This window comes from Arthrobacter jiangjiafuii (genome assembly GCF_018622995.1).
GTDB classification, from domain to species: domain Bacteria; phylum Actinomycetota; class Actinomycetes; order Actinomycetales; family Micrococcaceae; genus Arthrobacter_B; species Arthrobacter_B jiangjiafuii.
Window position 1 is genome coordinate 516,892 of the sequence record NZ_CP076022.1, and the last position, 18,400, is coordinate 535,291.

Sequence of the window (18,400 nt, forward strand, 5' to 3'; positions counted from 1 at the left end):
GAATCAAGAAGCGCACGGCCCGGGAACGTCACTAGCGTGGGGGCATATCCACTAAAGACATCGGCCGCCAAAGGACGTCAAAGGCGAAGGATGCCAGAAGGACACCGGCACGAGGAGCAGCCATATGGGCGCGGCAGGAACCGCCGAGGCGGTACAGCAACCGCAGCGGCTGGATGACCTGACCCGGATGCGCCGCGTGCGCGACCGGATCGACCGCGAGTTCGCGCGTCCGCTGGATGTAGCAGCGCTGGCCCGGGGCGAGTTCATCTCTGCCGGCCATCTCAGCCGGCAGTTCCGGATGGCGTACGGGGAATCACCGTACGCCTACCTGATGACCCGGCGGATTGAACGGGCGATGACACTGCTGCGCCGCGGGGACCTCAGCGTGCTGGAGGTGTGTTTCGCCGTCGGCTGCTCGTCGTTGGGCACCTTCAGTACCCGGTTTACCGAATTGGTGGGGATGCCGCCGGCGGAGTATCGGCGGCAGGCAGCCGGTGCGCTCGCCGGGCTGCCGTCCTGCGTCGTCAAACAGGCGGCGCGGCCGATCAGGAAACATCAACGGCGGCCGCAGAAGCCGCAGTAAGGATGAAGAGCCATGGACATCACGATCAACTCCGTTTTCCTTCCACACTCCGACCCGGATGCTTCGCTGGCCTTCTACCGGGACGTGCTCGGCTTCGAGGTCCGGAACGACGTCGGCTACGGCGGCATGCGCTGGATCTCGGTGGGACCTCCGGAACAGCCGACGACGACGATCGTGCTTCAGCCGCCGGCGGCTGACCCGGGGGTCACCGATGAGGAACGCCGGACCATCGCCGAGATGATGGCCAAGGGCACCTACAGCGGCATGGTGTTCGCCACCCCGGATCTGGATGAGACCTTCGAACGGGTGGTGGGCGCCGGCGCCGAAGTGGTCCAGGAGCCGATGCAGCAGGACTGGGGGATGCGCGACTGCGCCTTCCGGGATCCGGCGGGCAACCTGCTGCGGATCCAGGAGATGCCCTGAGCCGCTGGCGCTGCCTGGCCGGGGCTAAACCGCCCGGCAGCTAAACAGGCCGGCGCAGCTCCGGAACCAGTTCCAGCATATGGTCCTCCACATAGTCCAGGGCCAGCCGCACGGCGCCGGTGGGCACCAGCATCTTGCCCATATCCGACACGGCGATCCGCGGCGGCTCGCTCACGTAGTTCGCCAGTTCCGCGGTCATCACCGGCAGGAGCGCGGTGGCGGAGGCTGCGACGGCGCCGCCGATCACGATCAGCCGCGGATCGAAGAACGACGAGACCAGGGCCAGCACACGGGCCATCCGCCGGGCAATCCGGTCCAGGATTTCCCCGGCCACCGGGTCGCCCGCCGCTGCGGCCTCAAACACCAGCCGGGCCGAGGCGCGGTCGGTGTCCGGGCCCACCAAGGCCCGGATGCCGCCGTCGTGCCCGTCCTTCAACGCCGCGCTGCCCCACAACCGGGCCAGCTTGGCAATGCCGTCCTCGTTGCCCACTCCGGCAATCAGTGCCAGGGCGTCCATGGCGCCGGCGCCGCCGGACGCGCCGTGCAGCAGGCGGCCGGATTCAATGATGCCGCTGCCCAGGCGCTCGCCGGCCAGGATCACCGCCAGGTTCTTCTCGCCGGCGCCCACGCCGCGCCACCGCTCGGCCAGGGCGGCGAGCTTGGCGTCGTTTTCCACCAGCAGCGGCCAGCCGTGTCCGTCGCCGAATTCCTTCTGCAGGCCCAGGTCAAACATCGGCGCCACCTCCTGTCCGGGGGTTATGGCGCCATCCCCGGAGACCTGGGCGGCAACGCCCATCCCCACGCACAGCACGGCGGACGCGGTGGTGCCGGCGTCGGCCAAGGCCGCGTCCACGGCTGCGGTGAGCACGCGGCGCCGCTGATCCGGTTCACCGCCGTGACGCGGGAAGGGCGCCTCGGACCCGCCGACGACGGCGCCGGAGAGGTCCGCGACCAGCACGCGGACGGTGGCGATCCCGACGTCGAGCCCCAGGACATATCCGGCGGCTGAGTTGAACTCAAAGCGGCGGGCGGGACGGCCCTTCTGCCCGCCGACCCGGGGAGATTCCCGCTCGATCGCCCAGCCGCGGGCGATTAGGTCATCGCACAGCGCGATTACGGTGGCGCGGGTCAGGCCGGTGGCAGTAATGAGGTCGGTTCCGGTAGCGGAGGGAACGGCGCGGAGCACCTCGAGCACGGCTCGCAGATTGGTGCGGCGCAGGAGCTGCGGGGTGCTGGTGGTGGCGTCCATGATTGGCCTTTTTTGACGTGTGGCGGCGATAACAGCATAATTATAGGAGGTAATAAATTTAGTCTCTAAATTTAATCTTATCGAGCCTGAGGAGGCCCTCATGACGGTACGCGTCGGTATTAACGGTTTTGGTCGCATTGGCCGCAACTTCCTGCGAGCAGCACTGGAGCACGGCGAAGGCTTCGAGGTTGTCGCAGTCAACGACCTCGGCGACCCCGCCCAGCTCGCCCACCTGCTCAAGTACGACTCCGTTGCCGGCCGCCTGGGCGAGAAGGTCTCCGTCGAAGAAGGCAACCTGGTAGTCGGCGGACGCAACATCCGCGTCCTCGCCGAGCGCGATCCGGCCAACCTGCCCTGGGCCGAAATGGACGTTGACATTGTCATCGAGTCCACCGGTTTCTTCACCAAGGCCGAGGATGCCCGCAAGCACATCACCGCCGGCGCCAAGAAGGTCCTGATCTCCGCACCGGCCAAGGGTGACGCGTTCACCGTGGTCATGGGCGTGAACGACGGCGATTACGACGCCGAGAAGCACGACGTCATCTCCAACGCTTCCTGCACCACCAACTGCCTGGGTCCGCTGGCCAAGGTCCTCAACGATGCCTTCGGCATTGAAAAGGGCCTCATGACCACGGTGCACGCCTACACGGCGGACCAGAATCTGCAGGACGGCCCGCACAGCGACCTGCGCCGTGCCCGCGCCGCCGCGGTGAACATGGTTCCCACCTCCACCGGTGCCGCCAAGGCCATCGGCCTGGTCCTGCCGGAGCTGAAGGGCAAGCTGGACGGCTTCGCCATCCGCGTCCCGGTCCCCACCGGTTCCGTGACCGACCTGACGGTGACCCTGGAAAAGGAAGCCACCATCGAGGAGATCAACGCCGCCTACGCCAAGGCTGCACAGGACCCGCGCTGGGCCGGCATCCTCACCTACACCGAGGATCCGATCGTGTCCTCGGACATCGTGGGTGACCCGTCCTCCTGCATCTTCGACTCCGGGCTGACCCGCGTCATGGGCAACCAGGTCAAGATCGTCGGCTGGTACGACAACGAGTGGGGCTACTCCAACCGCCTGGTGGACCTCACCGGCCTGGTTGCCTCCAAGCTGTAAGGCAAGGCTCCCTCCACAGAGGGGGATGAGGACAGAACAACGCACGACGGCGCCGCGCCGGACCGCTTCCACGGTCCGGGCGGCGCCGTTGTCGTTTACGGAAACCGTGGCACGATAAAGCCATGACCTCCAGCCGTACCACTGACCGACCCGGGGCCGCCCAGACGATAGCGTATTTCGTGTTGGTGGCCGCGGCGGCCCTAGGGCTCTGGTGTGCCTGGCTGGGCTGGGATACGGAGTATGACGTCGATCCCGTAACCGGGAGCCTGAGCGGACCGTACTCGTGGTGGCAGGTGGCAGGGTTTGTGCTTTCGGCGGGGATTCTGGTGGTCGCCGCGAGGCGTTTTGTGCCGGCAGCTGCCATTGTTCCGGCGGTGAGCGGTGGTATTGCCGGCGGATTCGCGCTGAGTGCCAGGGGTGATGACTCAGGGCTCGCCGTCATCGGCCTTGTGCTGATTCTGCTGGGTTCGGCCGCCGGAACAGTGTTGCTCCTGCTTCTGGCGAGGCGCTTCCGCCCCTAGGCTCAGGCCCTCGAAAAGTACACGGCCTCGAAACCGGCCGCCGCGCAGACCCACCCGACGACCAGCAGCGTCCCGCCGCCGAGCAGGCCGCACCAGAAGCTGCGCGCCACGGCGCGGTCCGGAACAACGCCGGAGACCACCGCGGCTGCGGTGAGCAGGATTCCGGTGCCCACCCGGTCCAGGCAAACGCGGCAACACCGAAGATCGCCCCGGTCATGAGCAGATCCCGCGGGAAATCAGTGAGGATCATCAGCGTCCCTTCGTTCCCGCAGGCTCTTCGTCAGTCGGTATCGTGCCGGGCAACACGGCGGATCTCGACAGGCGAGCCGGCGGCGAGCAGCGAGCATGCCTGCACCAGTCCCTCGGGATCCGCTGTCTGAACCAGGTAGAAACCGCTGAGCTGCTCGGCGGCGTCGGTCGGCGGGCCGTCGCTGACGATGGTCCGGCCGGCCACCCGCCGGACGGTCTTGGCTGTCCGGGGCGGATCCAGTTCGGCGCCCCCGGCCAGGACATGTCCGCCTTCCTCGAGACGCCGGGCGAATTCACGGTGCTGCTCGTACACCGCTTCCTGCCCGGCCGGGCCAAGGCGCTCCCAAGCCGCCTCGTCGTCGGGCAGCAGGATCACAAACTCATCCATGACGGCCTCCTTGGTTGCCAGCAGGATACCCGCCCCCAGCACTATTGGACCCCCGGGATCGTGCCGTTGCCCTACGTCGCGCCTGGATGCGCGTTGTCCGCGCTCCGCCCTTGTCTCCCGGTGCCGCCGCAGCCACAATGATCCAGGCGGCACCGTACTCGCCGCACTCCAGGAGAGGACCACACCATGGACCTGGTTCCAGGCAACTCGCTCATCTGCGGTACCCCGGAGGAGGGCCGGCGGCTGGCGATCAGCCTCGCGTTGCAGACGTCGTTCGCCATCCAGCCCGACGAGCATGTCCAAACGATTGTCCGCGACGCCTATGCCAACAGCCCGGACGGCCTGATCGCTGCCTCACAGGTGGTGGCCACGGAGTTCGCCACGGTTGCCGCTGCCAACAACTACTGGCGTTAGAACCAGTGCGCCGGGCGCCTCGACCCTCCGCAGCGCCAGGAACCAGCAGGCCCGGAGCGGGGGACACTTCGCCACACAGGAGACCGCATGTTGCGCATACTTTCCATCGACGGCGGCGGTGTCCGCGGCATCATTCCGATCATCTGGCTGATGCACCTGGAACGGCGGACAGGCCGCAGGACCGCCGAGCTCTTTGACCTGATTGTCGGTACGTCCGTCGGAGGAATGATTGCTCTGGCGCTGACCTGTCCCCGCGACGGCGGCGTGCCCTACGGCGCCCGGGACCTGCGGCACCTGAACTTTGAGAGCGCAAAGGCGATCTTCCCGCGCCGGCAGGCCATGCCCAACCTGGCGGCCATTCCGCCCGGCGGCGCAATGTACTCGGCGCACCCCCTGCAGCAGTTCCTGACCGAGGTCCTTGGTGACGCCAAGCTCTCGGAAGCCGTCCTGCCTGTGGCGGTGACGACCTGCGACATGGCCCATACCCAGGCCCTGCACTTCGCCGGCGGGGGTCTGGACCAGTCCCAGCTCGGCGATGCGCCCATGGCGCTCGCCGCCCGCGCCACGGGCTCGCTGCCGCGGTTCTTCCCCGCAGTGACCTACACCGATCCGGGCGGGCAGGTCCGCGAGCTGGTGGACGGCGGGCTGGCCGCCGACGATCCGGCCCTGGTGGCTTACACCTTGGGGCTTTCGATGCCGCGGTACGACGAGGGCGCGCTGCTGGTCTCGCTGGGAACCGGTACTTCCGGGGCGTCCATCGGCCTGCTGCTGAACGCTGAGCAGACCAAGGACACGGCCGATTTGCAGGCGCTGGAGCAGGACTTTGCCATGGTCTTCGGCGGGCCCGGCCAGCTCATGCGGGAAAACCTGCGGCAGATGCTGGACTCCAATTATGTGCGGATCCAGGCACGGCTGCTGCCCGGGACCAACCATGCCTCCAACGACGCCGGAGCCAAGAACATCCTGGGGCTCGTCGCCAGCGCAGAAAAGATGGTTCTGGACACGTCCGCGGAGATGAACCGGCTGGCGGGGCTGCTGCAGGAAAAGTAGGGACTTCTTCCCCGACGGCGGCGCGGGTCCCGAATCTTGCCTAGGTTCCTTGCCACGATGGAAAGTAACCTTTAGGCTTGCCGCTATGGAAAACGACTTTCGGGGCTTGCCCTCCGCGGACGAGGCAGCTGCTCGGCTGAGTGAAATGTCCGGTGACCGCCGCACTTTGGCCGACGGCACGCGGGTTCCGCGGGTGCTGCTGGCTGCCTACGGCGGCGTCGCCGCGTGGTGGGTGGCCGGTGCTGCGGCGGCCAGCCCGGGGGAAAACTACGAACCGCCGACCTCCGGATGGCTGGCGCTGGTGGCCGTGCTGATCATCACCCATCTCATGAACCGTGAAACCGGAATCCGTTTCCAGCGCATGGGGCCAGGGGCTGCCATGGCCATGGTGGCGATACTCGTGGTCTGTTTGACGCTGTTCTCTGTCTCACTCGGCTTGGTGTCGCTGGGCGCGGGGTGGGCCGTGGCATTCACGAGCCTGGCCGCCTTTGGCGCCGTGACCTGGCTAGCCTTGGTCGCCTACCGCTCGGCACTAGAGCGCCTGCGCCATGCCTGAGGCACAGTTCAACGACCTCATCCATGCTCCCACCAGGCTGCGGATCTGCGGCCTGCTGCGGGCCGTTAACCAGATGGATTTTGCCGTCCTCCGCGATGGGCTGGGATTATCGGATGCCACGCTATCGAAACATCTGAAGACGCTGGCCGATGCCGGCTACATCCGGCTGGACAAGGCCGCCTCGGCTGACCGGCAAGACGCCCGGCGGCTGACCTGGGTGGGGCTCACCCGAAAGGGCAGGGAAGCCTTCGACGGGCACGTCGGCGCACTGCGGGCGATAGCCGGCGCTGTCGACTGACGGCACATCTCCCCGGCCTTGGCTCCGGCAGCGATGTGTCCGTCCCACGGTGCCCTGCCACAAAGATCCCGGCACAAAGTTAAAGATCCCGGGACCGAGCTCCTGTCACAAATCCGCCCCGGCCGGTGTCTTATGTACAACCCGGCAGCCGGCCGGGAAGGCACAGACGGAACAGGAGCAGGTCATGAAGACGAATGTGGTCATTGTGGGCGGGGGATACGCCGGAGTGATGGCAGCCAACCGGCTGGCAGCGACGGGGCGGAGCGGGCTCGACGTCGTCCTCGTCAATCCAGGGGAACGGTTCGTGGAACGGATCCGGCTGCATGAGTATGCCGCCGGAACCCGGAACGATCCCACGGTCTCCTTCGCCTCCGTCCTGAATCCAGACGTGCGGCAGGTGCGGGACGCAGCGGAACGGATCGACGCCGGGACCCGGACCGTGCAGCTGGCCGGCGGCCGACGGCTGGAATACGACTACCTGGTGTATGCCGTCGGCTCCGGGCGCGGGAAGGTTCCGGAAGGCAGCTACGCCGTCGAACAGTTCGAAGGCGCTGACGAAGCCCGCCGGGCGCTGGCGGGGCTGCCTCCCGGGGGACGCGTTGCCGTGGTGGGCGGCGGACTGACCGCGATCGAAACGGCGTCCGAAACGGCCCGCCGCTACCCGGGCCTGAGCGTGGGCCTGCATGCCGCGGGCCTCCCGGCGCCGCAGGTGGGCGCGGGCGCCCGGCGGGGCCTGGAACGGAGCCTGCGCCGCATGGGCGTAGAGCTGCACGCCGGAACCCGGGTGCCGGCGTCGGGCGACCCGCGCACTCACCTTGGCGCCGACGTCGTGCTCTGGTGCGCCGGCTTCGGGGTGCCGGAACTGGCAGCTGCCAGCGGCCTGCCGGTCGACGCCGCGGGCCGGCTGCTGGTGGACCCGACCCTGCAGGTCCCCGGACAGGAGCGGATCTACGGCGCCGGAGATGCGGCCGTGATCGCGGGAGCCGACTACGCCTACCTGCGGATGAGCTGCGCAGCGGCGATGCCCATGGGTGCCGATGCGGCGACGAACATTCTCCGGTCGCTGGATGCGCTTCCCGCAGTCCGGCACGACAGCGGATTCGGCGGCCAGTGCGTTAGTCTGGGCCGCACCGATGGAATGGTCCAGTTTGTCACCGCGGATGACACCCCGGTCCGCCTGCACGTGCATGGCCGGACCGCGGCGGTCCTGAAGGAAATCATCTGCCGGATGACGCTGCGCTGGATCCGCAACGAAGCCAAACGGAGCGGAGCGTATACATGGCCCAAGGGCCCGCGCAGGACGACGGCGACGGCGCAGCAGCAGGCGCCGGCGTGGAACTGAGCCGCGACGCCGATTTCCTGGCGCACCGCGGCATGGTGTTCTCCATCGCCTACGACCTCACCGGGATCGTGGCCGACGCCGAGGACATAACGCAGGAAACCTATCTGCGCTGGCGGGCGGTGCGGGAGCCGGTGGCCAACCCGCGCGCCTATCTGGCGCGGATCGCCACCCGGCAGGCGCTGAACTCCGTCCGCTCCACCGCCCGGAGACGGGAAGAGTATCCGGGGGAGTGGCTGCCCGAGCCGCTCCCCACCGGAACCGGCCCCACGCCCGGCATCACGGTCGATCCGGAAACCGCCGCCCTGACCGCCGCCGAGGTCTCCACCGCCATGCTGGTGGTGCTGCAGGCATTGAGCGGCCCGGAACGGGCGGCCTTCATCCTGCACGAGGTGTTCGGCTTCGGCTATCCGGAAGTCGCTGAAGCGCTGGACGCCGGGCAGCCGGCCGTGCGGCAGCTGGTGCACCGGGCCCGGGAGCGGGTTCAGGCGGGAGCGCCCGGGAGTGTGCCCGACGCCGCCGAGCACCGCGCCGTCGTCGGACGCTTCCTGGAAGCCACGCTGACCGGCCGGATCCAGGCCCTGCTGGATGTGCTGGCCCCGGATGTGGTGCTGCTCTCCGATGGCGGCGGCAAGGCCCTTGCGGCCCTGCGGCCGGTCCACGGGCCCGAGAAGGTGGCCCGGCTGATGCTGGGGCTGGCATCCAAGTACTCCGCCGGAGCGGTGCCGGAATTCCTGGAACTCAACGGGCTGCCGGGGGTGGCCTTCCGGGAGGACGGAGCCATCACCACGGTCTTCCAGGTCAGCCTGGCCGGGGGCCGGGTGAGCGGGGTGTACTCGATGCGGAACCCGGACAAGCTCGTTCACCTGCAGGGGCCGCCTGTAGGCTGAACCGGGTGAATATTTCCCAGGCGCAGGACCGCCGCTGGTCAGAGGACGCCATCCGCCGGATCGAAGCGGAAAGCACCCGCTCGGCCGACACCCATTTGTTCCAGATCCCGGTTCCCGCCGGCTGGTCGGTGAAGGTGTACCTCAAGGACGAGTCCACCCACCGCACCGGCAGCCTCAAGCACCGCCTCGCCCGGTCGCTGTTCCTCTTTGGCCTGGTGAACGGCTGGATCAACCGCGGCATGACCATCGTGGAGGCCTCCTCCGGCTCCACCGCGGTGTCCGAAGCCTATTTCGCCCAGCTGCTGGACCTGCCCTTCGTTGCGGTCATGCCGCGCACAACCAGTGCGGAGAAGATCGCGCTGATCGAGCAGTACAACGGCACCTGCCACTTCGTGGACGACCCGTCGCAGGTCTATGCCGCCGCCGAGAAGATCGCCCGGGACACCGGCGGCCACTACATGGACCAGTTCACCTACGCGGAGCGGGCCACCGACTGGCGCGGCAACAACAACATTGCCGAATCCATCTACGGGCAGCTGGCGCTGGAGGAGAACCCCGTGCCGGAGTGGATTGTGGTGGGAGCCGGCACCGGCGGCACCTCCGCCACGCTTGGCCGGTACATCCGCTACCACCGGCATGCCACCCGGCTGGCCGTGGTGGACCCGGAGAACTCGGCGTTCTACCCGGCCTGGCGCACCCCCGGCGTTCCCGCTGCGGGCGGTCCGTCCCGGATCGAGGGGATTGGCCGGCCGCGGCTGGAGCCCAGCTTCGTGCCGGCCGTTATCGACCACATGATCCAGGTGCCCGACGCCGCGTCGGTCGCCGCAGCGCGGCACCTGCGCGCCATTTCCGGACTGCACGCCGGTCCGTCCACGGGCACCAACCTCTGGGGCGTGTGGCAACTGGCAGCGCAGATGGAAGCCGAAGGCCGCGCCGGAAGCATCGTGTCGCTGATGTGCGATTCGGGGGACCGCTATGCGGCCTCCTACGGCGACGATGACTGGCTGGCCGCCCGCGGACTGGACCCGGAGCCGGCGTCGGCGGCGCTCGCTGAACTGTTTGCCACAGGCCGGTGGCCGGTCTAGGTTGTATTGCCCGGGAGCCTCAGGGCGTCAGCCGGCCATGTCCTTCTGGGCCGTGCCGATCAGCTGTTCCTCGTCGTCGCGGACCTCGACCGGCCGTTTGCCGCGCAGGCTCCGGTTGGTGGCGTAGAACCACAAGGCAACCTGCTCATCCGTCCAGCCCGCCGAGCGGCCCATCCGGATCACGTCCTTGACCGCTGGAAGCAAACGCCCGCCCGGCTCGTCAAACTGGAACGCCGGATACAGGAACTTGTCGCCGCGCTTCACGGCCAGGACTTTGCCCTTGCCCGTCAGCCGGCTGGCGCGGGCATTGGGCCCGTAACCGAAGCCAAGACGCAGCGCTGCTTCGGTGATGGTGTACAGGCCGTCTTTCTCCATGGCCTGCCACAGGGCCTGGGCGGCCTTCCCGGACGGAACAGATCGGCTGGCAGCGGCTGGATGGGAACTGTGCCGCTGGTGCGTGTCGCGGTCGTTCATGCTTCAACGGTACCGCCGCCACCCGCGCCGGCGCCCCCTGTAAGCCCCAAACCAGCCCCAAATAGGTACTCTCGGCCGCAGGCTGGGATCATAGGAGCATGCAGACACTCAGCCTCCAGGAAGCCACCCGCCTTGCAGAGCAGACAGCGGCGGTCGCGGAAGGCCATATTCCCTACGCCTCCGGGCTGGGCGCCCCGGCGTCCTTCACCCTGGCCTGGCTGCTGGCCGGTGCCGGGCTGGCGGATATCCGGGTGGCCAGCGGAAGCTCCGGCATGGGCGACCACTTCTGGATTGAGACGGCCCAATGGCGGATCGACCCCACGCTGCGCCAGTTCCCGCACCTGAACCACCGGCCGCTGGTGGCACCGGTCAGCGAACCCGGGAACTTCGCAGCAGATAAATACCACCCCGTCCCCGCCTCCCGTGCGGACGCGGTGCGTGAGGTGTCCTACGGCTTCCGGAACGCGGCCGAGACCGAGGCCTTTGTCAACGAGATGACCACCGCCCTCAGCCGGGAACTGGCCTTGCCGGCGGACCGGCTGCCGACACGCTGACGCGTCACGGCGGGCGGGCATAGCGGAGGAAAACCCCGCCGCTGCCTGACGTTCCGAGCAGCACCGCTCCTTGAGCGTGCACGCCCCGGGTGGGACCATGAGTGACCGGTCCGGGACGGCGAAAGAGGTGCCGCGTGCACGACAACCGTGAACACATCGAAGCGCGGATCAACCGTTTTCTCCGCGAACGGCTCGGCGGGAACCTCTGGAAGGACCGCCGGGCGGCGCTGATCGAGGTCTGGGAGGCGCCGGGGGAACCTGTTCCTTTTGTCCAGGCCAGGGCGCAGGAATACCGCACCTTCGACACCGGCCAGCCCTGGGGAGCCCCCTGGGGGACCACCTGGTTCCGCATTTCCGGGACGGTTCCGGGGGAGTGGCCGGGTCCGGAATCCGGCCCCGGGCAGGGCGACCGGCCTGAACTGCTGCTCGACCTCGGGTTCAGCGGGGATGGACCGGGGTTTGAAGCCGAGGCGCTGGTCTACACGCCGGCCGGAGACATCGTCAAAGCCGTGGAACCCCGGAACCTGCATGTTCCGCTCGGGCAGGGCCCCGGGGAGACCTTCGAGTTCTACGTGGAAACGGCCTCCAACCCGAACCTGATCACCGGCTTCACCTATGCGCCAACTCCGATGGGCGACCCGGCGACGGCGGGGCGGGCGCCGTTGTACGTGTTTCGGACCGCCGACCTGGCCCTGCTGGACACCACGGCCTGGAACCTGGCCCAGGACTTTTGGACCTTGAACGGGCTCATGCACGAACTGCCGATGGACCAGCCGCGCCGGTACGAAATCCTCCGCGCCATGGAACGGGCCGTCACCGCCGTCGACCCCGCCGATGTCTCCGGCACGGCGGCAGCCGGACGGGAACAGCTGGCCGGGGTGCTTGCCCAGCCCGCTGCCGCCAGCGCACACCGGATCCACGCCGTGGGGCATGCCCACATCGACAGCGCCTGGCTCTGGCCGGTCCGGGAAACGGTGCGCAAGGTCGCCCGGACCTTCGCGAACGTGCTGGAGCTGATGGAGCAGGACCCCGACTTCATCTTCACTGCGTCCTCGGCCCAGCAGTACGCCTGGCTGAAGCAGTACTACCCGGAGCTCTTCGCCCGGGTGGTGCAGCGGGTGCGCGAGGGGAGGTTTGTACCCACCGGGGGAATGTGGGTGGAGGCGGACACCAACATGCCCGGCGGGGAGGCGATGGCCCGGCAGTTCGTGGCCGGCCAGCGGTTCTTTGCCGAGAACTTCGGCGTGGAACCGGAAGTGGTGTGGCTGCCGGACTCGTTTGGCTACTCCGCGGCCCTGCCGCAGATCGCCCGGGCCGCAGGCTGCCGCTGGTTCCTGACCCAGAAAATCTCCTGGAACGACACCAACGCGATGCCCCATTCCACCTTTTCCTGGGAAGGAATTGACGGCAGCAGGCTGTTCACCCACTTTCCTCCGGTGGCCACCTACAACGCCGAGCTGTCCGGGCAGGAGCTGGCCCGCGCCCAGCGGCAGTACGCCGAAAAGGGCTTCGGCAACACCTCGCTGGTGCCGTTTGGCTGGGGCGACGGCGGCGGCGGGCCTACACGGGAAATGCTGGCGGCCGCCCACCGGACGGCGTCCCTGGAAGGCTCACCGAAGGTGAAGCTCTCCACCCCGGAACAGTTCTTCGCCGCCGCCCAGGAGGAGTTGGCCGACCCGCAGGTGTGGTCGGGCGAGTTGTACCTGGAGTTCCACCGCGGCACCTACACCAGCCAGGCCAACACGAAGCAGGGCAACCGCCGCAGCGAACATCTGTTGCGCGAGGCGGAACTGTGGGCCGCGGCGGCGGCCCTCGCCGGAGGCACCGAATACCCGTACGACGCCTTGGAACAGGCCTGGTCTACTGTGCTGCTCCAGCAGTTCCACGACATCCTGCCCGGCACCTCGATTGCCTGGGTGCACCAGGAAGCTGAGCGCCGCTACGCAGAGGTGGCCGCCGGGCTGCAGATGCTGATCGAGAACTCGGCGCGGGCGCTGCTGGGGCCGGGCGGCCAGGTGGCGGCGCTGAATGCCGGGCCGTATCCGGTGGCCGGGATCGCCGCGGCCGGCGCCGGGCCGGTTCCCGCACCAACGCCCTGGCTCTGGGAACGCGAGGGCGGCGGGTGGCGGATCACCAGTGGCGAGCTGTCGCTGAGGGTGGACGACGCCGGCCTGTTCCGCTCCCTCACGGAGGTTCCCGGCGGACGGGAGGTCTTCCTGCCCGACCGGCCGGGCAACCTGTTCCAGCTTTTCCGCGATACCCCCAACCAGTGGGACGCCTGGGACCTGGATGCGCACTACCGCTACAGCTCCAAGGACCTGATGCAGCCTGACGCCATGGACCTGGAACCGGGCAGCGCTGGCCGCGTCCTGCGGATCACCCGCTCCTTCGGAAACTCCTCCCTGCTGCAGCGGATTTCGCTCAGCCCCGACGGCGGGGCGGTGGAGATCGAGGTTGACGTGGACTGGCACGAGCAGCAGAAACTGCTCAAACTGGCCTTTCCGCTGGCCGTGCACGCTGACCGTGCCGCTTCTGAAATCCAGTTCGGCCACATCTTCCGTCCCACCCACGCCAACACGTCCTGGGATGCCGCCCGCTTTGAGACAGTGGCCCACCGGTGGATCCACGTCGGTGAACCAGGCTATGGAGTGGCCATAGCCAACAACTCCACCTACGGACACGACACCTTTCGGGAAGCGGTCGACGGGCGAATCTGCACCACGGTCCGTCTGTCACTGCTGCGCGGACCGCTGTTTCCGGATCCGGAAACCGACCAGGGCACGCACAGGTTCCGGTTCTCGCTCCGGCCGGGGGCGGGAATCGCCGAGGCGGTGAGGGAGGGATACCGGTTGAACCTTCCGCTGCGGCAGGTCTCCGGCGTCTCATCAACTGCGGTGGAACCTGTCCTGCACGTGGACAACCCGGCCGTGGTGGTGGAAGCGGTCAAGCTCGCCGAAGACCGCAGCGGCGACGTGATCGTGCGGCTGTACGAGGCCCACGGCGGGCGGGCGAGGGCAGTGCTGCGGCCGGCGTTCGGGCACGACGGCGTGAGCGCCACCGACCTGCTGGAACGGCCGGTGGCCTCCGACGCCGTGGCTGACGGCACGGGAGAACCTGCGGGCGGGGTGTCGCTGGAGCTGCGGCCATTCGAAATCCTGACCCTGCGGTTCCGGCGGAGGCCTCGGTGACGGGGACCCGCCCTGCGGCGTGAAAAGCTAGAGGGATGCAACCCAGTGACACCGTCCAGCCGATCGTCCTGCTCGTCGACAAGGAAGAGCCGGCAGCCCACCTGGATGCGGTGGCCGCAGCTGCGGCCGCGAGTGTCAGCGCGTATGCCCGCCGGACCGACGACGCCGCCTGGGAGAACTGGGTCTATGGGCGGTTCACCAAGACGGTACGCCGCGCCGGCCCGAAGTCCTTCGCGAAGCTGGCCGGGCACGCGCCGTCGGGCACCGTCGCCGTCGGCCGGGCCAGGGCCATCGCGTTCGAACCGGTGAGCTACGAGGAAATGCCCAGGAAAATCCGGGCGCTGCAGGTCTCCGGTACCCAACTGCCCGACGACGACGCCGTGCCGGGCAGCCCCGGTGCGCCGGTGATCATCATCAACGCCGACCTCGAGATGTCCACCGGCAAGGCCGGCGCGCAGGCCGCTCACGCATTGCTGGCCTGGTACCTGACCCTTTCCGAGGAGAACCGGGATGCCTGGAGCGAGGCCGGCAGCCGGGTCAGTGTCCGGCCGGCTCCCGGAACGGAGTTTGCCACGCTGGCCGCTGCCGAGGGCGCCGGGCCGCTGATCGTGGACGCCGGCATGACCGAGATTGCCCCGGACACCGCCACCGCGTTCGTGGCGGCTCCGGAGGCTTAGCGGATCAGGCCAGGCGGCTGCGGACGATCTCGCTGACGGCCTTGCCATCGAAACGGCCTGCCACCTTGGCGGTGACGGGCTTCATGACGGCGCCCATCTGGCGCATGGACAGTTCCGTGCCGTCCGCCGCCAGCTCCGTGATGGTCTCGTCAACGATGGCTTCCACGTCGGCACGGGTGAGCGGCTCGGGCAGGTAGGCCTCGATGATTTCCGCCTCGGCGACCTCGGCGGCACTGCGCTCGTCCTCGCCGGCCTCACGGTAGATACCCGCCGTGTCCCGGCGCTTGGCCGCTTCCTTCTGCAGCAGCGCCACGACCTGCACGTCGTCGAGCTCCACCGGGGTCTTGCCGGACTTTTCCCGGGTCTCGATTTCGCCGAGCACATTACGGACCGTCATGAGGGCGGTGCGGTTGCCGGCCTTCATGTGGGCCTTCACATCGGCCTGGAGCTGTTCTTTGAGTGTCATGGAATCTCGTTTCCTGTTGTCGAGCCTGGGGGCGTGTTTCTTCCATGATCTCGCGGAAACACCCGATCGGTCCTACTCCGGGTCAGGCCGGCGGGTGCTGCGGCCCCGGTGTGGCGGCAAAGTGCTTACAAAAGGTTGCCGGTCTGCTGCGGGCGGTCCAGCTTTCAGGTCCTGAGCGCGGCCGCTTCACAGACCCGGCGCGTCCGTTCGGCCAAAGCCGCCAGGTCGCCGCCGGGGTTCATGGCGTCACCGAGCAGGGCACCGCCGAGCCCGACGGCGGCGGCACCGGCGGAGAGCCAATCGGCAGCTTCGCCGCAGCGCACCGACCCGGTGGGTATCAGGGGAATGTCCGGCAGCGGCTCCCTGACTGCGGCAAGGTACCTGGTGCCGAGGATCCCGCCGGGGAACAGCTTGACCGCGGTTGCTCCGGCCCGCCAGGCGAGATGGATCTCGCTGGGGGTCATGGCGCCCGGATAGCTGGCGATCCCACAACTGCGGGCGGTATGGATGACATCGGCGGCGGCATTGGGCGCCATCACGAAGCGCGCGCCGGCGTCGGCCGCGCGGTGTACCTGGTCGGGAGTCATGACCGTGCCGAGTCCCACTTCGACCCCGTCCGGCACACGGGAAGCCAGCCGTTCGACGGCTGACAGGGCGCCGGGGGTGGTCAGCGTCAGCCCAAGGCAGCGCACTCCGTTCCCGATCAGGGTGTCCACCACGGCATCCGAGCCGGATGTGTCTCCTGCCCGCAGGATGGCAATGATCCGCGTCTGCACCAGGGCGCTGCTCATGGGGACCCGGCGCCATTCGGAGGTGGCTGCTGGGATGGCCATCGTTGACTCCAATCACCGTGCCCGCAATGCTCCGGCTCCCGGACAACCCCTTCGCCGGCCAACGGCTTGGTGCCATGATGGCCACGGTGTCCGGCCTATGCAAGGGGCCGAAGAAAACCGGCGCCGGGCAGGCCAGATGAACCGACACCATGATCAGCGCTGCTGCGGCAGCTTCTCCCCGGCCTCGACGGGCTCGCCGATGATATTGCTGCCCACCGGCATCGGGCAGGTCCCGTACGGGGTGAAGGCGCTGGGATAGTTGACCGCCCGGTTGAAATCCACCGTTACTGTCGACGTCCCCGGCGCCGGAGCCGAAAAGGTGACCTTGCGCCACGCGGCGGTGCTCTGGTTGTTGGTGGCGTCGTGGAAGGCCATGGCCAGCGTCTGCGGCCCTTCGGCACTGACCTGCAGCCGGAGGTCCTTGTTGGATTCGGGAAGCCGGAAGGCCAGTTCGCCCACCGTCCGGTGGGCCCCGTCCACGGCCGGATTGGCGGTCCGGACCGGTACGTCCACCGGCTGTTCATAGGCTTCGAAGCGGGCGTCCAGGACCAGCTCCGGCCGGAAGTCGAAGACCGGGACGCCGTCGAACGCCAGGAACACCGGTGACGCCGCGTCCCGGGTGCGGACCGCGTAACGCCCACCCCGCCGGGCCAGCTCCACTACCACCTGCCCGCCGTCGTGCCCGCCGTAGCGCACCCACAGGAGGGACTCCTCATCGGCGAGGGTTGCGGTGACCGTGCCCGTCACCGGTTGCCCGGTCTCCACCAGGACGAGCCCGTCTGCGGTGGAGGCAGACAGCACGGCTCCGGTGTCGGTTCCGGACCACAGCCCCGGAACCCCGTCCAGCGCCGCGGGATCATCAAGCAGCCACTGCAGCGACGTCAGGGTCAGCCAGCCGTGCGCCTGCGCAAGGTCCTTGTTCCGTGCAGCGCGAAAGCGAAGCCACTGGTCTGCAACATCATCCGTGGGGGTGCTCATGGTTCCGTTCCTCCGATTGTTTTTCACGGGCCGCCTTGGGCAGTGTAGCGGGACGGTTTGTACGATGAGGCATGGATAACACCGGATCAGAGCCAACCCTTACCCAGCTGCGGGCCCGCCAGACCGAATTGGTGGCTGCGCTCGCCGTCGAAACCGGCACCGCCCGCCTGGCCGAGCTCAGCACCGAACTTGAGACGGTCGCGACCCGTCTCCAGGGGCACGGACAGCAGGCACCGCAGGAACCAGGCGTTCAGCAGCGCGAAGACGGCGTAGTCATTGAACCCGGTGCAACGCTGGAAGCGGAGCTGGACAAGGACCACCGCGCCCCCTAAGCGCCGTGGTTTTGGCCTCCTGGCCGGGCCGCCGAGCATGCCGCCGTTGACCGGCCGCCTGCACGGTGGCACGCTGGCCCGCGTACGCCTGCCGGGAGGAAAAGCATGCCGAAGACACCAGCCGCTGAGTCCACTGTCGACGCACCAAGCGTGGTGCCAGCGAATGAGGCGCCTTGGAAAGATCTGCAGGCGGTGTTCGGTCCCCGCGGGGAAGCGCACCGCTGCCAGTGCCAATGGTTCAAGGTTCCGTCCAGCCAATGGCGGGACGTCCCGGTGGAGGAACTAGCGGCGCGGCTGCAGGAGCAAGCCGGCTGCGGGAATCCGGACGCACGCACCAGCGGGCTGGTGGCCTACCTTGGCGGGGAGCCAGTGGGCTGGTGCGCCGTCGAGCCGCGAACCGCCTATCCGCGGCTGCTCCGCAGCCGGGTCCCGTGGAGCGGGCGGCAGGAGGGCCGAGGCGACGACGGCGTGTGGACGGTCAGCTGTTTCGTCACCCGCACCGGATACCGGCGCCGGGGCGTCAGCTACGCACTGGCATGTGCTGCCGTCGGCTTCGCCCGGGACCGGGGCGCCCGCGCGCTCGAGGGCTATCCGATGATCACCGAGCCGGGAAAGGACATCGCCTGGGGCGAGCTGTACGTGGGCAGCCGCAGCGTTTTTGAGGCAGCGGGATTCGAGCAGGTCAGCCACCCGACACCGCGCCGGGTGGTCATGCGGATCGACTTCTGAACCCGTCTCCCGGACA

Annotated in this window: 23 protein-coding genes; 16 read left to right on the forward strand and 7 right to left on the reverse strand. The window is 68.4% G+C overall.

The window, feature by feature from the left end:
- Positions 1-124: 124 nt before the first annotated feature.
- Both KKR91_RS02570 and KKR91_RS02575 read left to right on the forward strand, forming a co-directional pair.
- Positions 125-583: a helix-turn-helix transcriptional regulator gene (locus KKR91_RS02570; RefSeq protein ID WP_210231772.1), complete on the forward strand. Its 459-nt coding sequence runs from the start codon at positions 125-127 to the stop codon at positions 581-583.
- A 12-nt stretch (positions 584-595) separates the two neighbouring features.
- Complete coding sequence (locus KKR91_RS02575; RefSeq protein WP_210231771.1) at positions 596-1,006, forward strand: VOC family protein; 411 nt, start codon at positions 596-598, stop codon at positions 1,004-1,006.
- Between the two features lie 40 nt (positions 1,007-1,046).
- Here the strand turns inward: KKR91_RS02575 and KKR91_RS02580 are convergent, their stop codons facing one another.
- Positions 1,047-2,255: an ROK family transcriptional regulator gene (locus tag KKR91_RS02580; RefSeq protein WP_210231770.1), complete on the reverse strand. Its 1,209-nt coding sequence runs from the start codon at positions 2,253-2,255 to the stop codon at positions 1,047-1,049.
- 100 nt (positions 2,256-2,355) lie between these two features.
- Here KKR91_RS02580 and gap point away from each other — a divergent pair, with 100 nt between their 5' ends.
- A complete protein-coding gene (gene gap / locus KKR91_RS02585) occupies positions 2,356-3,363 on the forward strand; it encodes a type I glyceraldehyde-3-phosphate dehydrogenase (protein ID WP_210231769.1) in 1,008 nt (335 codons plus the stop codon).
- Between the two features lie 122 nt (positions 3,364-3,485).
- Positions 3,486-3,884, forward strand: coding sequence for a hypothetical protein (locus tag KKR91_RS02590; RefSeq protein ID WP_210231768.1), 399 nt, complete (start codon positions 3,486-3,488; stop codon positions 3,882-3,884).
- A gap of 2 nt (positions 3,885-3,886) precedes the next feature.
- Here the strand turns inward: KKR91_RS02590 and KKR91_RS02595 are convergent, their stop codons facing one another.
- Together KKR91_RS02595 and KKR91_RS02600 are read right to left on the reverse strand one after the other, a co-directional pair.
- The gene (locus KKR91_RS02595; RefSeq protein ID WP_210231767.1) at positions 3,887-4,057 is read right to left on the reverse strand and encodes a hypothetical protein; all 171 of its coding nucleotides are present in this window, start codon (positions 4,055-4,057) and stop codon (positions 3,887-3,889) included.
- Positions 4,058-4,164: 107 nt separating this feature from the next.
- Positions 4,165-4,521 carry a YciI family protein gene (locus KKR91_RS02600; RefSeq protein WP_210231766.1) on the reverse strand — a complete coding sequence of 119 codons (357 nt, stop codon included), beginning with the start codon at positions 4,519-4,521 and terminating at the stop codon, positions 4,165-4,167.
- A gap of 186 nt (positions 4,522-4,707) precedes the next feature.
- Here KKR91_RS02600 and KKR91_RS02605 point away from each other — a divergent pair, with 186 nt between their 5' ends.
- From KKR91_RS02605 to KKR91_RS02635, 7 genes are all read left to right on the forward strand, one after another.
- Entirely contained in the window at positions 4,708-4,935 is a 228-nt protein-coding gene (locus KKR91_RS02605; protein WP_210231765.1) for a hexameric tyrosine-coordinated heme protein, read from the forward strand.
- Between the two features lie 87 nt (positions 4,936-5,022).
- Positions 5,023-5,985: a patatin-like phospholipase family protein gene (locus tag KKR91_RS02610; RefSeq protein WP_210231764.1), complete on the forward strand. Its 963-nt coding sequence runs from the start codon at positions 5,023-5,025 to the stop codon at positions 5,983-5,985.
- Between the two features lie 85 nt (positions 5,986-6,070).
- The gene (locus KKR91_RS02615; protein WP_210231763.1) at positions 6,071-6,541 is read left to right on the forward strand and encodes a hypothetical protein; all 471 of its coding nucleotides are present in this window, start codon (positions 6,071-6,073) and stop codon (positions 6,539-6,541) included.
- Positions 6,534-6,839, forward strand: a complete 306-nt coding sequence (locus KKR91_RS02620) for a transcriptional regulator (protein WP_210231762.1) — start codon at positions 6,534-6,536, stop codon at positions 6,837-6,839. Before KKR91_RS02615 ends, KKR91_RS02620 begins: the two co-directional genes overlap by 8 nt.
- 184 nt (positions 6,840-7,023) lie before the next feature.
- Entirely contained in the window at positions 7,024-8,181 is a 1,158-nt protein-coding gene (locus KKR91_RS02625) for an NAD(P)/FAD-dependent oxidoreductase (RefSeq protein ID WP_210231761.1), read from the forward strand.
- A complete protein-coding gene (gene sigJ / locus KKR91_RS02630) occupies positions 8,118-9,068 on the forward strand; it encodes an RNA polymerase sigma factor SigJ (protein WP_210231760.1) in 951 nt (316 codons plus the stop codon). The genes KKR91_RS02625 and sigJ overlap by 64 nt, the downstream gene beginning before the upstream one ends.
- A gap of 5 nt (positions 9,069-9,073) precedes the next feature.
- Positions 9,074-10,153, forward strand: coding sequence for a PLP-dependent cysteine synthase family protein (locus KKR91_RS02635; protein ID WP_210231759.1), 1,080 nt, complete (start codon positions 9,074-9,076; stop codon positions 10,151-10,153).
- A 27-nt stretch (positions 10,154-10,180) separates the two neighbouring features.
- Here the strand turns inward: KKR91_RS02635 and KKR91_RS02640 are convergent, their stop codons facing one another.
- Positions 10,181-10,627 carry a hypothetical protein gene (locus KKR91_RS02640; RefSeq protein ID WP_210231758.1) on the reverse strand — a complete coding sequence of 149 codons (447 nt, stop codon included), beginning with the start codon at positions 10,625-10,627 and terminating at the stop codon, positions 10,181-10,183.
- 98 nt (positions 10,628-10,725) lie between these two features.
- Here KKR91_RS02640 and KKR91_RS02645 point away from each other — a divergent pair, with 98 nt between their 5' ends.
- From KKR91_RS02645 to KKR91_RS02655, 3 genes are all read left to right on the forward strand, one after another.
- Complete coding sequence (locus tag KKR91_RS02645; RefSeq protein WP_210231757.1) at positions 10,726-11,181, forward strand: hypothetical protein; 456 nt, start codon at positions 10,726-10,728, stop codon at positions 11,179-11,181.
- A gap of 134 nt (positions 11,182-11,315) precedes the next feature.
- Complete coding sequence (locus KKR91_RS02650) at positions 11,316-14,369, forward strand: alpha-mannosidase (RefSeq protein ID WP_210231756.1); 3,054 nt, start codon at positions 11,316-11,318, stop codon at positions 14,367-14,369.
- 35 nt (positions 14,370-14,404) lie between these two features.
- Positions 14,405-15,046, forward strand: a complete 642-nt coding sequence (locus KKR91_RS02655; RefSeq protein ID WP_210231755.1) for an aminoacyl-tRNA hydrolase — start codon at positions 14,405-14,407, stop codon at positions 15,044-15,046.
- Between the two features lie 4 nt (positions 15,047-15,050).
- On the opposite strand, the gene KKR91_RS02660 is transcribed toward KKR91_RS02655, so the two are convergent.
- From KKR91_RS02660 to KKR91_RS02670, 3 genes are all read right to left on the reverse strand, one after another.
- Complete coding sequence (locus KKR91_RS02660; RefSeq protein ID WP_210231754.1) at positions 15,051-15,512, reverse strand: GatB/YqeY domain-containing protein; 462 nt, start codon at positions 15,510-15,512, stop codon at positions 15,051-15,053.
- A 164-nt stretch (positions 15,513-15,676) separates the two neighbouring features.
- A complete protein-coding gene (locus KKR91_RS02665; protein WP_210231753.1) occupies positions 15,677-16,345 on the reverse strand; it encodes a bifunctional 4-hydroxy-2-oxoglutarate aldolase/2-dehydro-3-deoxy-phosphogluconate aldolase in 669 nt (222 codons plus the stop codon).
- A gap of 153 nt (positions 16,346-16,498) precedes the next feature.
- A complete protein-coding gene (locus tag KKR91_RS02670; RefSeq protein ID WP_210231752.1) occupies positions 16,499-17,323 on the reverse strand; it encodes a DUF1684 domain-containing protein in 825 nt (274 codons plus the stop codon).
- Between the two features lie 71 nt (positions 17,324-17,394).
- Between KKR91_RS02670 and KKR91_RS02675 the strand changes: the two genes are divergently transcribed.
- Positions 17,395-17,655 carry a hypothetical protein gene (locus KKR91_RS02675; protein WP_210231751.1) on the forward strand — a complete coding sequence of 87 codons (261 nt, stop codon included), beginning with the start codon at positions 17,395-17,397 and terminating at the stop codon, positions 17,653-17,655.
- Between the two features lie 105 nt (positions 17,656-17,760).
- The gene (locus KKR91_RS02680; RefSeq protein WP_210231750.1) at positions 17,761-18,384 is read left to right on the forward strand and encodes a GNAT family N-acetyltransferase; all 624 of its coding nucleotides are present in this window, start codon (positions 17,761-17,763) and stop codon (positions 18,382-18,384) included.
- Positions 18,385-18,400 lie beyond the last annotated feature (16 nt).

Coding starts and splice junctions, on each gene's coding strand:
- gap (WP_210231769.1), top strand. CDS start 2,356: ATGACGGTACGCGTCGGTATTAACGGTTTTGGTCGCATTGGCCGCAAC.
- KKR91_RS02645 (WP_210231757.1), top strand. CDS start 10,726: ATGCAGACACTCAGCCTCCAGGAAGCCACCCGCCTTGCAGAGCAGACA.
- KKR91_RS02660 (WP_210231754.1), bottom strand. CDS start 15,512: ATGACACTCAAAGAACAGCTCCAGGCCGATGTGAAGGCCCACATGAAG.
- KKR91_RS02605 (WP_210231765.1), top strand. CDS start 4,708: ATGGACCTGGTTCCAGGCAACTCGCTCATCTGCGGTACCCCGGAGGAG.
- KKR91_RS02655 (WP_210231755.1), top strand. CDS start 14,405: ATGCAACCCAGTGACACCGTCCAGCCGATCGTCCTGCTCGTCGACAAG.
- KKR91_RS02675 (WP_210231751.1), top strand. CDS start 17,395: ATGGATAACACCGGATCAGAGCCAACCCTTACCCAGCTGCGGGCCCGC.
- KKR91_RS02670 (WP_210231752.1), bottom strand. CDS start 17,323: ATGAGCACCCCCACGGATGATGTTGCAGACCAGTGGCTTCGCTTTCGC.
- KKR91_RS02610 (WP_210231764.1), top strand. CDS start 5,023: ATGTTGCGCATACTTTCCATCGACGGCGGCGGTGTCCGCGGCATCATT.
- KKR91_RS02640 (WP_210231758.1), bottom strand. CDS start 10,627: ATGAACGACCGCGACACGCACCAGCGGCACAGTTCCCATCCAGCCGCT.
- KKR91_RS02590 (WP_210231768.1), top strand. CDS start 3,486: ATGACCTCCAGCCGTACCACTGACCGACCCGGGGCCGCCCAGACGATA.
- KKR91_RS02600 (WP_210231766.1), bottom strand. CDS start 4,521: ATGGATGAGTTTGTGATCCTGCTGCCCGACGACGAGGCGGCTTGGGAG.
- KKR91_RS02680 (WP_210231750.1), top strand. CDS start 17,761: ATGCCGAAGACACCAGCCGCTGAGTCCACTGTCGACGCACCAAGCGTG.
- sigJ (WP_210231760.1), top strand. CDS start 8,118: ATGGCCCAAGGGCCCGCGCAGGACGACGGCGACGGCGCAGCAGCAGGC.
- KKR91_RS02625 (WP_210231761.1), top strand. CDS start 7,024: ATGAAGACGAATGTGGTCATTGTGGGCGGGGGATACGCCGGAGTGATG.
- KKR91_RS02570 (WP_210231772.1), top strand. CDS start 125: ATGGGCGCGGCAGGAACCGCCGAGGCGGTACAGCAACCGCAGCGGCTG.
- KKR91_RS02615 (WP_210231763.1), top strand. CDS start 6,071: ATGGAAAACGACTTTCGGGGCTTGCCCTCCGCGGACGAGGCAGCTGCT.
- KKR91_RS02575 (WP_210231771.1), top strand. CDS start 596: ATGGACATCACGATCAACTCCGTTTTCCTTCCACACTCCGACCCGGAT.
- KKR91_RS02665 (WP_210231753.1), bottom strand. CDS start 16,345: ATGGCCATCCCAGCAGCCACCTCCGAATGGCGCCGGGTCCCCATGAGC.
- KKR91_RS02620 (WP_210231762.1), top strand. CDS start 6,534: ATGCCTGAGGCACAGTTCAACGACCTCATCCATGCTCCCACCAGGCTG.
- KKR91_RS02580 (WP_210231770.1), bottom strand. CDS start 2,255: ATGGACGCCACCACCAGCACCCCGCAGCTCCTGCGCCGCACCAATCTG.